Source organism: Rhizobium sp. AP16, assembly GCF_000281735.1.
Taxonomy (GTDB): domain Bacteria; phylum Pseudomonadota; class Alphaproteobacteria; order Rhizobiales; family Rhizobiaceae; genus Rhizobium; species Rhizobium rhizogenes.
On sequence record NZ_AJVM01000080.1, the window covers coordinates 1 to 12,445 of the forward strand.

The following is a 12,445-nucleotide window of genomic DNA, read 5'->3' on the forward strand; positions in this document are numbered from 1 at the left end:
GGGGGGGGGAGCCGCAGGTGCAAGTTTCCGACGCGCTGTCGGCTGCCTCCGGCGTGATGCAATATGTCGGCTCCATGTGCAGCGAGAAGCCCGATGTCTGCCTGAAGGGCGGCGAAACGCTGACCGCGCTGGGATACCAGGCCCGCGACGGCGCCCGCGTTGCCTATGACCTTCTCGGCCAACATTTCAAGGATCAGAAGCCCGGCGAACAGGCCGTAGCAACGCCTGGCGCCAGCCATGAGCAGGCAGCCGCGGAAGCGCAGCCCATGCCCCCGAAGCGCGTGGCCGGCACCCAGACCGCAGATGCGGTCGTTACCGGCACGGTCAAGCTGCCCTCTTTCATTCCGGTACCCTTGCCGAAACCCCGGACCTGATACTCTCTCCATGAGAAGACGCCGTGAGCCAGCCCGTCGCTCACGGCGTTCTTTTTTGTCACGGGTTCAAATCATCGGCCATTTCACCTATATGCAAGCAGATAGACAATTGGACCGGCATAATGGCGACGCTTGAGCAGATCATTGAGGATTTCTCCTTCCTGGACGACTGGGAGGATCGCTATCGCTATGTGATCGAGCTCGGCAAGATGCTGCCGGACCTGCCGGAAGAAAAACGAACTCTGGAAAACAAGGTGCAGGGTTGCGCCAGCCAGGTCTGGCTCGTGACCCATGCCTCGGGTGATCCGGAAAATCCGGTGCTGACCTTCGAAGGCGATTCCGATGCCCATATCGTACGCGGGCTGGTGGCCATCGTCCTTACCACCTATTCCGGCAAACCGGCGGCCGAGATCGCCGCGCTCGACGCGCTCGACGTCTTCGGCAAGATCGGCCTCGTCGAACATCTTTCCTCGCAGCGCGCCAATGGATTGCGCTCGATGATCAGGCGCATCCGGGAAGAGGCGAGAGTCCGGGCCGCCGCATAGGTTTCTATGCGCGAAGGCAATAAAAAACCCGGCTCGAAAGCCGGGTCTTTTCGATAGCGTCCAGTCGAGACCTTACCGAGCGCCGCGCTTGCGGCGCTGACCGAGGCCCATTTCCTTCGCGAGACGCGAACGGGCTTCGGCATAGGCGGGCGCAACCATCGGATAGTCGGCCGCCAGATCCCACTTCTCGCGGTATTCTTCCGGAGAAAGACTATGGTGGGTCATCAGGTGACGCTTCAATGACTTGAAGCTGCCGCCGCATTCCAGGCAGGTGATCTGATCGTCCTGTACTGATTTACGAACGGATACCGCCGGCTTCTGCTTTTCAACAACGGTAACGGCGGGTGCCGGAGCCGAAGTGCTGCTCAAGGCGGAATGTACGTCGGAAATCAGATTCGGAAGGTCGGTGACCGGGACTACATGATTGCTGACATAAGCCGCCACGATGTCGGCGGTCAGCTCAACCAGCAAGTCCTGGCCAGTGCCAAGGGCCGTATCTGTCATTATCTTCTCCTGTTCATCGGCTTGCTTACCGTGTCACGCCTCCACTTGAGCGCGTAAGACACAGCATTCACATGATCCGCGCATAATCCTGTCGAAAACCATTTTGATTTTCGGGGCCCATGCACTGGGCAATCCGCGCAAGCGCGCATCGTCCATATTCGTAGCGGTCATCGGCAAAAAAACGGGGCATTACATGCCAAAGTGCCGACAAAACGACATCCACCCCTAGATGTCGTACGACGAAACCCGTTTCTATACCGCCTGATGATAGAATCAGTGATGACGGAGATAGGTCCGTCAATCCTTAACCGGAAGCAAGTTTTGCCCACCGTTGCTTGAAAGAAAGATCAGAACATTGGGCACTTAAATCCGGCCGAGACTAACTCAACATCAGAACTCTACTTGAATGTGAATTAGCACTCTTTATCCAAAAGTCCAGTTTTTAATTGTATCACTTACTGGCAAAATTCTCATCTATTAAAAATAGGTAACTTACAACTAGAATTGTATTCCTCTTCTAGCAATCCTTGCGTTTGTTAGCCCTTCGTTTTGTAAGGGTGCCTTGCCATCTGATCCTTCATTAAATCGTCACGCACAGACGGCGGCGTCAGCCGGTGGCCAGCCTTGTGGGCGGCCCGCGCAAGGAGGTGAGCCGCAATCGGCGCGGTCAAGACGAAGAACAGGAAGCCGGCCAGCGCCCGTGCCAATATGGACAGATCCTGCGAATGAACAGCGACTGCAAGTAGCAACAGACCGGAGCCGACCGTGCCAGCCTTCGAGGCTGCATGCATGCGGCTATAGAGATCCGGTAGGCGGATGATGCCGATCGCGGCGACCAGCGCGAACATGGCACCTGCCAGGAGCAGGAAGGCGACGATGACGGCTGCGATCAATTCCATTACCGCCCTCCCTTTTTGCGCCGGCTATCCTTACGGGCCTTTTTACTTGCGGTAGGCTTGGATCCGCCCTCCGCCGTAAGGACCGGCGAGGTTGACGGCTCATTTCCGCTTGACGCACCATGGCTCAGGATGAACCGAGCAAAGGCGACGGTGGCAAGGAAGCCGACAAGGCCGAGTGAAATGGCGATATCGATGTAGAGGGTGAAGCCGGTCTTGATGGCAATGACGGCGATAAAGCCGATGGCGACCGCCACCAGCATATCGAGCGCCAGCACCCGGTCGGGCAGCGTCGGACCGACCACCACACGATAGACGGTGAGCAGAAAGGCCAGGCCGAGAATGCCGAGCGCGATCATAGCGGCGGCGGAGACGACGGACGCGGCGATCATCGGAAAGCCTCCAGTATCCGGCGCTCGAAACCCTCGGCGATGCCACGCTTCACCGCCTCCGGGTCGGAACAGTCGAGCGCATGGACATAGAGCGTCTTGCGGTCATCGGAGACGTCGACTGAGAGCGTGCCGGGCGTCAGCGTGATGAGATTGGCAAGGAGCGCAATCTCGAAATCGCGATCGACGGTGAGCGGAAAGGCGAAGATGCCCGGCTTCACATCCATCTTCGGGCTCATGACCGTGACGGCAACGGCCCAAGCGGATTTCGCCAGCTCGCACAGGAATAGGAGAAGCAATGCCAGAATGCGCCTGACGCGGCCAAAATACAGCACGCCGCCATAAGGCTCCCGCACGATTGCCAAGGCTAGTGCGGAGAGAATGAAGCCGAACACCAGATTGAGGAACGAGGCGCTACCGGTGATCGCGGCCCAGACAATGGCGAGCAGAAGGTTGAAGACGAACAGGATCATTGTGCCCCTACCCCTCCCGGAAAGACCGAATGCAGATAGGCGGAGGGATCTTCGAGGCCGCCGGCTGCGCGTTGCGTCAGATACAGGAGCTGTTCGGGAAACAGGCCGAAGCCGATCACCAAGGCGGCCAACGCCAGGATCGGCAAGCCTGCCTGCCAGACGATTGGCTCCGGCGCGACGGCGTCTGGCTCGGTTCTCGGACGCCAGTAGGCGAGCAGGAAGATACGGCCAAAAACGATGGTGGTGAGGAAGCCGGTCAACAGGATCGTTGCGGCAATCCACCAGGCGCCGGTGTCGAGCGCTGCCTTCACCAGGATGACCTTGGGCCAGAAGCCGGAAAACGGCGGCAGGCCGCAGGCGGCGAAAAACAGCACCAGCGAAAGGCCGGCGAACCAGCCGCTTTGCCGATAAAGCCCGCCGAGCGCGGAAAGCGAGAAGCCGCCGCCGAGGCGTGCAGCCTGGCCCGCCAGCAGATAGAGCGCCGTCATCAGCACCATGGAATGCAACGCATAGAAGATCGCGCCGCTGAGGCCATCGGCACTGCCGAGCGCCACGCCTGCCAGCATCGTGCCGATGCCCGAGATGACCACATAGCCAAGCAGGCGGCGGAAATCGTTCTCCCCAAGCGCGCCAACCACACCGGCAAGCATGGTGGCGATGGCGACGATCGTCGTGATCGGGCCGAGCCCGGCGCGCTCGACCGGCAACAGCATGACCAGCACCCTGATCAGCGCGTAGATGCCGACCTTGGTGAGCAGGCCGGCGAAGAGCGCCGAGACGGTGATGCGCGGCGTATGATAGGAGGCCGACAGCCAGAAATTGACCGGGAAGGCCGCAGCCTTCATGCCGAAGGCGAGAAGGAAGAGCCCGGCAAGCGTCATCAGTGGCGCCGTGTTGCCGGGCGCCCTCGCCTTCATCGCGATATCGGCCATGTTGAGGGTGCCGAAGATGGCATAGAGGTAGCCGACGGAGACGAGAAACAACGTGGTGGCGATCAGGTTCAGCACCGCATATTTCAACGCGCCGTCGATCTGCTCGCGCTCCGAACCGAGGATCAGCAGGCCGAAGGACGAGATCAGCAGCACCTCGAACCAGACATAGAGATTGAAGACGTCGCCGGTGAGGAGCGCGCCGCTGACGCCGGCAAGCAGCAGCAGCAGGAAGGGGAAGAAGCCATAGCGACGGCCGCTGGTGGTGATTTCGCCGAGCGCATAGAGGCTCGCCGCCAGCGCCACGACCGCCGCCGTCAGCGCCATGATCGCACTGAAGAGGTCGACGCTGAAGGCTATGCCGAAAGGCGGGAGCCAGCGGCCCATTACCATGGTTATCGGCCCATCAATGGCGACCTTGCGGAGCAAGGCTGCATCGACCAACACCAGCAGGACCAGGCCGGGAATGGCGATCCAGCCGTGCCACGCCGTGCGGTCGCGCAGCATCATTAAGATCGCTCCAAGCCCGATGCATAGCGCCACCGGCAGGATGACCAGCCAATGCGCCATCTCGACCGGCGCGGTCACCAGCGCGGCGGATAGATCGACAGCGGTATTTGCGGGTGCCGCCATGTCGCTAATACCCCAAAGGCGGCATCGGCCGCTCGTCCGGTTCCGCCACCCGCATCTCGCCGGTATTGTCGGTCTTGAGATCCTGATAGGCCCGGTAGGTCAGAACCAGGAGGAAGGCGAGGAAGGAGAAGGAAATGACGATCGCCGTCAGGATCAGCGCCTGCGGCAGTGGATTGGCGGCATCCACGCTCAGCGTGTCGGCGCCGGCCGGAATGATCGGCGGCACTTCGCGCGTCACCCGTCCGGCTGTGAACAGCAGCAGATTGACGGCATTGCCGAGAATGGCGACGCCGAGCATGATGCGGATCGAGAACCCCGATAGCATCAGATAGATCGCGACGGCGAAGAACAGGCCGACGAGGCCGGCGAAGACAGCCTCCATCACTCCACCTCCCGCTCTTCGAGCGCCAGCGCGATCGAGGTGATCGCGCCGACGACGACCAGGTAGACGCCGATATCGAACAGCATGACGCTCGAGAGCGGCACTTCGGCGCCAAAGAGATGCGGATAGATCCACAGCCCGGTCATAAAGGGCACGCCGGAGAAAATCGACAAGAGCCCGGCAACCGTCGACGCCAGCAGGCCGAAACCGGCGATTGCCAGCGGATGGAAAACGATGGCGCGGCGCACCGCCGAGACACCGCAGGCAATGCCGTAGATCGCAAAGCCCGATGCCGCGATCAAACCGCCGATGAAGCCGCCACCGGGCTCGTTATGGCCGCGCAGCAGCACGAAGACGGAGAAGAGCAGTATCAAGGCGATCAGGAACGGCGCGGCGGTGCGGAAGATCAGCGTGTTCATCGGCGCTCGGCCTCCATCTTCTCTTCCAGGTCCGGATCATTGGCCGCGAGCTTGCGTTCGCCGCCGGCGCGGATGCGGATCAGCGCCAGGATGGCAAGGCCGGTAATAGTGACGACGGCGATCTCGCCAAGCGTATCCGTGCCGCGGAAGTCGACGATGATGACGTTGACCACATTGGTGCCATGGGCGATCAGCTTGGAATATTGATTGAAGAAGGCGGTCAACGTCAGGTCGAAGGGCGCTTGTGTCGCCTTCAGCAACAACAGCCCGAAACCGAGGCCGCAGGCGGCGGCAAGCACCGCATGCAAAAGCATCTGCAACGGCGGGCGGCGATCGGAGGCGGAAAGGCGCAGCCGCGTCATCACCAGCGCCAGGATGACGACGGAGAGCGTCTCGACCATGAACTGGGTGAAGGACAGATCCGGCGCACCAAAGAGCAGGAAGATGACGGCGACGGCAAAGCCCTGAATGCCGAGCGACACGATCGCCGTCAGCCGGTCACGCGCCATAACGACGGCTCCGAGGCCGATGATGGCGATGAGGAAGATCGCTGCTTCATGCCATTGCATGTCGGGCCATGAGGGCATGGCCGGCAGCTCGCCGTAGAGCACCGGCGGCACCAGCAGCATGGCGGCAAGGCAGAGGAAGGTCACCGCGATATAGATTTCCAGCCGGCCGGGCTGCAAGACACGCGAGACGGCATGCGACAGGCGCACCAGCCCGGAGATGAAGCCATCGAAACCGCGATCAGGCCCCGGCCCGAGGTGGCGCAGCACCACCGACATCAGGAAGCGGGCGCGGTCGAGCTTCCAGTAGACGAAGACACCGATCAGCGCGGTCAGAGCCGACAGCAGCAAAGGCACACCGATATGCGGAACGAGCGAGACCGATACCTCCATTGCCTTGCCGCCGACGGCGCTCGCCATCGGCGAAGAGATATAGGCATGCCAGAAGCCGGAGAGCAGCGCCGCGATCAGGCCGAGAACGGCCAGCATGACCGGACCAAGCCAGAGCAAAGGCGGTGCTTCATGCGGATGTCTGGGCGTCTCGACGCGCGCGCCGAGGAACGGCTTCAGCGCTACGGCGAAGGCGATGGCGAACATCAGTGCGTTGCCAGCGACCGCAATGATGGTCAGGGCAATCGACCAGACGGAAGCGTCGGCCAGCGCGGTATAGATCTCCTCCTTGGCGAGGAAGCCGAAGGCCGGCGGCAGACCACCCATCGAGACCGCCGCGACGATTGCTGCCGCAAACGTCAGCGGCATGGCGGCGCGCAGTCCGCCTAGGCGGGTGATGTCGCGGGTTCCCGTCTCGTGATCGACAATGCCGGCGACCATGAACAGCGCGCCCTTGAACAGCGAATGCGCTACCAGATAGAGCACGGCCGCCTCGATCGCAAAATCGGAGCCGAAGCCGGTCAACAGCACCAGCAAGCCCAGCGAAGAGACCGTCGTATAGGCAAGCTTCAGCTTCAGGTCCGTCTGGCGAATGGCGAGCAGCGTGCCCACCAATAGCGTCGCGGCGCCGAAGAGCGGCAGGATCGTCTGCCAGGCCATCGTGCCGCCCATCGCGGGATTGAGACGCATCAACAGATAGACGCCGGCCTTCACCATCGTCGCGGAATGCAGATAGGCCGACACGGGCGTCGGCGCTTCCATGGCGTTCGGCAGCCAGAAGTGAAAGGGAAACTGCGCCGACTTGGTAAAGGCACCACCGAGGATCAGGATGAGTGCGGCAAGATAGAGCGGACTTTCACGCAAAACGCCGCCGGCCCTCAGCAGGCCGGACATGTCGGCGGCCCCAGTGATCTGCCAGATCAGCAACAGGCCCGCGAGCAGCAACAGCCCTCCCCCGCCGGTAACGACCAGCGCCTGTAGCGCCGCCCGCCGCGCCGCCTCGCGCTGATGATCGAAACCGATCAGCAGGAACGAGGTGATCGAGGTCAGCTCCCAGAAGACGAACAGCGTCAGGAAACTGTCCGACACGACGAGGCCGAGCATCGAGCCCATGAACAGGAAGATGAAGGAAAAGAAGCGGCCGAGGTCGACATGGCCCTTCAGATAACCACCGGCATAGAGCACGACCAGCGCACCGATGCCGGTGATCAGCAGCGCGAAGGTCAGCGACAGGCCGTCAAGCAGCCAGGAGAAGCGCAGACCCAAACTGGGCACCCAGTCGAAACCGCCCTGGACGGTTTGGCCAGCAGCGATGGAGGGGAGAAAGCCGGCAAAATGCAGAAAGGCGAGCGCGGGAAACAGTGCCAGCGGCCAGGCCGCATTGTGGCCGAGATAACGGACAGCCGCCGGCGCGATCATTGCACCGAGAAAGGGCAGACACAAAGCCAGGAATGTCAGGCCGGTGACACTGGCCATGTCTTCTCCCTGCTGAACAATTGCGCGGAATCCGGCAAAGCCGAAACACTACCCTTGGGATAGGCCAAAGGCCTGATGGTCTCAAGCCCTGCGGGAGAAAACCCGGACTTAACCCACTGAAATCATTTTTTCGGCATGAGGGGCTGGATCAAGTTGGGATGCGCAATTCCATGCAGGTCAGATCCAGCCAGCGACCGAACTTGGTGCCCACTTCGGAGAATTGCCCGGCGATGCGGAAACCAAGCTTTTCATGCAGGCGGATGGAGACAGCGTTGCCGGTCTCTATGGCGGCAATCATGACGTGGACATTGCCCTTGGCGGCGCAGGCGACGAGTTCGCGCAGCAGGCCCTCGCCGATACCGAGACCACGATGATCCTTGTCGACATAGATGGAGTTCTCGACCGTATGGCGATAGCCGTCGAAGGCGCGCCAATCGCCGTAGGAAGCATAGCCGGCGACCTTGCCGTCCTTCTCCGCGACAACGACCGGGAAGCCCCGCGCCCTGCGCGCCTTGAGCCACTCGATACGGTTGTCGACATCGACCAGCGTGTCGTTCCAGATCGCGGTCGTGTGCACGACGGCGTGGTTGTAGATCTCGCAAATCGCCGGCAGATCGGCCTCGATGGCGTCACGCAACAGCACGCCTTGGTCCATAATCGTCGTCCAATTGTTTATGAGACAGAGTGCGGCATTACTCCGCGATATTTATCAAGTAAATCCACCATTCCTGCATGGCTCGCAATCAAGCTGTAACGAATTCGCGCTATTTTTCGGTCATCCTGAGAATCACTATGGAATTTCTGCTGAAAAACGCGCTATTCATAGCTGGTTTGCAGATCTCGCCTCCCGGAAAACACAATGCTCGCGCGATTGACCGCCCTTCTGTTTCTTTCCGTCGTGCCGGCGCAAGCCGCCGACTGGTGGTCCTATGACAATGCGCGCTTTGGCTATGCGATTGAACTACCATCGGAATTCCGCCTGTCCGCACGAAGCGACGATGGCAACGGGCTGACGCTGACGCCGGCCGATCAATCGGCGCGGCTGCTGATTTTCGGCGCCAACACCCTCAACGGCGACTTTTCCTCGGAAGCAAACATCCGTGTCGCGCGCGCCAAGGATGAAGGATGGCAGATCTCCTATTCGAAATCGACCTCGCGCGGCATCAGCTTCTCAGGCACAAAACAGGGCCACATCATCTATGTGCGCGGCGTTGCCCTCTGCAATGGCGCCGCTGCCTTCTTCCAGATGGATTATTCGAAGGCGGCCATGCAGCGCTATGACGCCGTCGTCATGCGGCTGGTGCGCAGCCTCCACCCCACGAAGAAATGCGCGCCGACGACGCAAGTCGTCAAAAGCTTCCCGGTGACAGGCTGAAGCAGGTGAACACCGCCGAATAATGCACGGCGGCGGCTGAGATGACGAAGCCGTGCCAGATGGCATTCTGGAAACGCAGCTTCTCCCAGACATGAAAGATGACGCCGAGCGAATAGATGATGCCGCCGATCACGATCAGCATCATCGACGCCGACGGTATATGCATGGACACGGGCTTGGCGACCAGCACGCCGCTCCAGCCCATGGCGAGATAGAGCAGGATCGCCAGCCGATCGTAACGGCCGGGAAAGAAACATTTCAGCGCGATGCCGCAAGCCGCGAAAACCCAGAGGGCGATCAACATCGCAAACAACAGCGGATCGGCCGAGCCACGCTCAAGGAATGGCGTATAGGTGGCGGCGATCAGCACGAAGATGGCGGAATGATCGAAGCGCCGCAAAAACCACTTCATCCGCGATACCGGCCAGAGATTGTAGGTGAAGGACATGGCAAGGGTCAGAACCAGGCCGACGCCATAGATCCAGGCAGCAGCGATCTCGCCGTGGGAGCTCCACACGGTCGCATAGAAGATCAGCGCGGTCGCGCCGATCAAGGCAAAGACCACGCCGACGCCGTTGACGATACCGTCGGCGATTATTTCATATCGATCGTAGGCCCAACGAATGCCTTTGAACTCGGCCATCTCTATATACGTTCCAATTCCATATCGGCATCAATCGTGGCATCTCGGAAGCATCCAGGCAACCGCGTTCGACCGGCATATCGGTAAATCTTCGTGAATGGCGAGACGCGCAGGTGAAATGGTCCGTCAACGAATTGCGAACGCTCAATCCGCAATTTCTGGCCTTCTGTGAACAATCGAAATCCGCCATATACAAGGCCAAGTACAGCAGGCCAGAGGATCTCTAAAGAGGCATATCGACCGGCGACAGCTCTCACGCCTGCCATTGACGGCGATTTCGCCGCCTTCGCCGGTTCCTCTTTCTTCCGAACATCGAGGTTGGAATAAGCCCATGACCGAAACCGCCCTTTCCTATGCGCTGACGCGTCCCTCCTATGTCGGCCAGTCGCATCTTGTCGTCACCGATCTTGCGCTGGTGTCGCGCTTCTATCAGGACATATTGGGCTTGAAGGTCGTCGAAAAGACCGCGAGCGGCGAAGTGCTGGGCGTTGCCGGGCAGTCGCTGCTGACGCTGACGACGGATCGCGCCGCCACGCGCGCGCCGCAGACGGCGGCCGGTCTCTTCCACACCGCCTTCCTGTTGCCCAACCGTGTCGAGCTTGCCCGCTGGCTGCGGCATGCGGCGCACAACAATGTCGCCCTTGAAGGCGCGTCCGACCATATCGTCAGCGAGGCGATCTATCTTTCCGATCCGGAAGGCAACGGCATCGAGATCTATGCCGACCGGCCGCATGAGCAGTGGACATTCCATGGCGACGGCACCGTCGAGATGGCGACGCTGAGGCTCGATCTGCAGAAGCTTTACGAAAGCGCACCGCAGGATCGCTGGGACGGCATGGCCGACGGTTCGGCGATCGGCCATATCCACCTGCAGGTCGGCGATGTCGAGGAGGCAAATGCCTTCTATCGTGACGTGCTTGGAATGAAGGTGATGGCGGCGCGCTATCCCGGCGCGACCTTCCTTGCAACCGGCGGCTATCACCATCACCTCGGCGCCAACACCTGGAACAGCCGCGGCGCCGGCGTCCGCTCCGAACACATGACCGGCCTGTCCGACTACACGCTGCGCTTCAACGACAGGCAAGCCCTCGACAAGGCGGTTACCGCACTCGACGCGCACGAGATCAAGACGGAAAAGCGCGACGGCGGCGTTTCGCTGCGCGATCCCTGGGGCATTGGGCTGAATTTGATCGCCTGATCACAACCACAGATCGACAATCCAAAAGACCCGTTCCGGAACCGGAACGGGTCTTTTGCGTTTGCATACCGAGGCGATGGGCCTTCGGGGATTGTTTTGGATGGATATTGCCAAGGGCACAAGCAAGCAGGAGCGCAAACAGGCGCTGAAACGCGAGGAGCGTTCCAGCGCCTGGGTGGAGGCGTTGCGAGCGGACACCGAGCAATTGGGCAGAGCAACGGCTGAAACGCCCATCGAGAAAAGCGGGCTGGATATCGCCTCCGCCTGGGCTCTCATCGGCATCTTCCTCATCCTGGCGCTGGCAGGCATCTACATGATGTCGATCATTCTGATCCCGGTGACGTTGGCTGTCGTCGTCGGTATGATCCTCGGCCTCGCGGCGGAAAAACTCAGCAAGCTCGGCGTTCCGCGCATTCTTAACGCCGTTCTGCTGTCATCGGCTGTGGCGTTGGTCATCTTCCTGTTCATCAATGCGCTTGCCGGACCGTTGGCGCGGTTGGCACAGGAAGGCCCCGACGTCTTCCAGCGCACAGTCGATCGACTGATGCCATTCCTCGAGCGGATCAAATGGCTGCACATCACGCCGCAGACCTTCGAGAGCGGGCCGATGTCGATCAATGTGCTGCTCGAGAATACCGGTAATGTGCTGCATCTTGTCACTAACAGCCTGACGCCGGCCATTGTCCAGGGCCTGATCTTCTTTGCCGCCTTGATGCTCTTTCTCGCCGGACGCGCCAGCCTGCGCAAGACGCTCATCATGACTTTTGTCAGCCGGACGTCGCGATTGACGGCAATCCGCATCATCAATGCGGTGGAGCAGGTCCTCGGCTTCTATTTCGCCACGGCGGCGCTGATCTATGCCGGTCTCGGCATCACCATGACCATCATCGCCTATGCCGGCGGCTTGAGTGCGCCGATCCTCTGGGGCGTCTTCGCTTTTCTCTCCAGCTTCATTCCCTTCCTTGGCATCGCAACGATGACGATTGCACTGGCGATCGCCGGCATCATCACCCATGATGACATCATCTTCGCCCTTGCGCCTGCCGTCGTCTTTTTCTCTATCCATCTCGCCGTGGAGAATCTTGTGTTTCCGGCGGTCATGGGTCGGCAATGGGAGCTCAATCCCTTTGTCGTCTTCCTCGCCATTATCTTCTGGACGTGGATGTGGGGCGCCGTCGGCGCCATGCTCGCCTTGCCGCTATCCTTGGTCGTGATGACCGTGGTCAACGAGTTATTCATCGAGGAAAAGGTGCAGCCGCAATTGCCTGAGTAAAAGTTGTCGGCAACCTCATGATTAGCCGCCGCTCGCCCAC

The 12,445-nt window shown here is 60.6% G+C and carries 15 protein-coding genes; 5 read left to right on the forward strand and 10 right to left on the reverse strand.

The window, feature by feature from the left end; genetic code table 11:
* Both PMI03_RS27790 and PMI03_RS27795 read left to right on the forward strand, forming a co-directional pair.
* Nucleotides 1-374: DUF5330 domain-containing protein (locus PMI03_RS27790; RefSeq protein WP_007701899.1), on the forward strand; the 374-nt coding region annotated here is incomplete at its 5' end.
* A 122-nt stretch (nt 375-496) separates the two neighbouring features.
* On the forward strand, nt 497-919 hold the full coding sequence (locus PMI03_RS27795; protein ID WP_007701901.1) for a SufE family protein: 423 nt from the start codon (nt 497-499) through the stop codon (nt 917-919).
* Nucleotides 920-991: 72 nt separating this feature from the next.
* Here PMI03_RS27795 and PMI03_RS27800 read toward each other — a convergent pair whose 3' ends face one another.
* The 9 genes from PMI03_RS27800 to PMI03_RS27840 form a co-directional block, all read right to left on the reverse strand.
* Nucleotides 992-1,423 carry a MucR family transcriptional regulator gene (locus tag PMI03_RS27800; RefSeq protein ID WP_007701904.1) on the reverse strand — a complete coding sequence of 144 codons (432 nt, stop codon included), beginning with the start codon at nt 1,421-1,423 and terminating at the stop codon, nt 992-994.
* Nucleotides 1,424-1,959: 536 nt separating this feature from the next.
* Nucleotides 1,960-2,322: a monovalent cation/H(+) antiporter subunit G gene (gene mnhG, locus PMI03_RS27805; protein ID WP_007701907.1), complete on the reverse strand. Its 363-nt coding sequence runs from the start codon at nt 2,320-2,322 to the stop codon at nt 1,960-1,962.
* The gene (locus tag PMI03_RS27810) at nt 2,322-2,711 is read right to left on the reverse strand and encodes a cation:proton antiporter (RefSeq protein ID WP_007701910.1); all 390 of its coding nucleotides are present in this window, start codon (nt 2,709-2,711) and stop codon (nt 2,322-2,324) included. Before PMI03_RS27810 ends, mnhG begins: the two co-directional genes overlap by 1 nt.
* Entirely contained in the window at nt 2,708-3,181 is a 474-nt protein-coding gene (locus tag PMI03_RS27815; RefSeq protein ID WP_007701913.1) for a Na+/H+ antiporter subunit E, read from the reverse strand. The genes PMI03_RS27810 and PMI03_RS27815 overlap by 4 nt, the downstream gene beginning before the upstream one ends.
* Complete coding sequence (locus PMI03_RS27820) at nt 3,178-4,743, reverse strand: Na+/H+ antiporter subunit D (RefSeq protein ID WP_007701915.1); 1,566 nt, start codon at nt 4,741-4,743, stop codon at nt 3,178-3,180. The genes PMI03_RS27815 and PMI03_RS27820 overlap by 4 nt, the downstream gene beginning before the upstream one ends.
* 4 nt (nt 4,744-4,747) lie before the next feature.
* Nucleotides 4,748-5,125: a Na+/H+ antiporter subunit C gene (locus PMI03_RS27825; protein ID WP_007701919.1), complete on the reverse strand. Its 378-nt coding sequence runs from the start codon at nt 5,123-5,125 to the stop codon at nt 4,748-4,750.
* The gene (locus tag PMI03_RS27830) at nt 5,125-5,544 is read right to left on the reverse strand and encodes a Na+/H+ antiporter subunit B (protein ID WP_007701922.1); all 420 of its coding nucleotides are present in this window, start codon (nt 5,542-5,544) and stop codon (nt 5,125-5,127) included. The genes PMI03_RS27825 and PMI03_RS27830 overlap by 1 nt, the downstream gene beginning before the upstream one ends.
* Nucleotides 5,541-7,916: a putative monovalent cation/H+ antiporter subunit A gene (locus PMI03_RS27835; RefSeq protein ID WP_007701925.1), complete on the reverse strand. Its 2,376-nt coding sequence runs from the start codon at nt 7,914-7,916 to the stop codon at nt 5,541-5,543. Before PMI03_RS27835 ends, PMI03_RS27830 begins: the two co-directional genes overlap by 4 nt.
* A gap of 148 nt (nt 7,917-8,064) precedes the next feature.
* A complete protein-coding gene (locus PMI03_RS27840) occupies nt 8,065-8,571 on the reverse strand; it encodes a GNAT family N-acetyltransferase (protein ID WP_007701927.1) in 507 nt (168 codons plus the stop codon).
* A 204-nt stretch (nt 8,572-8,775) separates the two neighbouring features.
* Here PMI03_RS27840 and PMI03_RS27845 point away from each other — a divergent pair, with 204 nt between their 5' ends.
* Nucleotides 8,776-9,291, forward strand: coding sequence for a hypothetical protein (locus PMI03_RS27845; protein ID WP_007701932.1), 516 nt, complete (start codon nt 8,776-8,778; stop codon nt 9,289-9,291).
* Here PMI03_RS27845 and trhA read toward each other — a convergent pair.
* A complete protein-coding gene (trhA, locus tag PMI03_RS27850) occupies nt 9,266-9,934 on the reverse strand; it encodes a PAQR family membrane homeostasis protein TrhA (RefSeq protein ID WP_007701935.1) in 669 nt (222 codons plus the stop codon). The genes PMI03_RS27845 and trhA overlap by 26 nt on opposite strands.
* 331 nt (nt 9,935-10,265) lie before the next feature.
* Between trhA and PMI03_RS27855 the strand changes: the two genes are divergently transcribed.
* Nucleotides 10,266-11,132 carry a VOC family protein gene (locus tag PMI03_RS27855; protein ID WP_007701939.1) on the forward strand — a complete coding sequence of 289 codons (867 nt, stop codon included), beginning with the start codon at nt 10,266-10,268 and terminating at the stop codon, nt 11,130-11,132.
* Between the two features lie 100 nt (nt 11,133-11,232).
* Nucleotides 11,233-12,405, forward strand: coding sequence for an AI-2E family transporter (locus tag PMI03_RS27860; RefSeq protein WP_007701943.1), 1,173 nt, complete (start codon nt 11,233-11,235; stop codon nt 12,403-12,405).
* Nucleotides 12,406-12,445 lie beyond the last annotated feature (40 nt).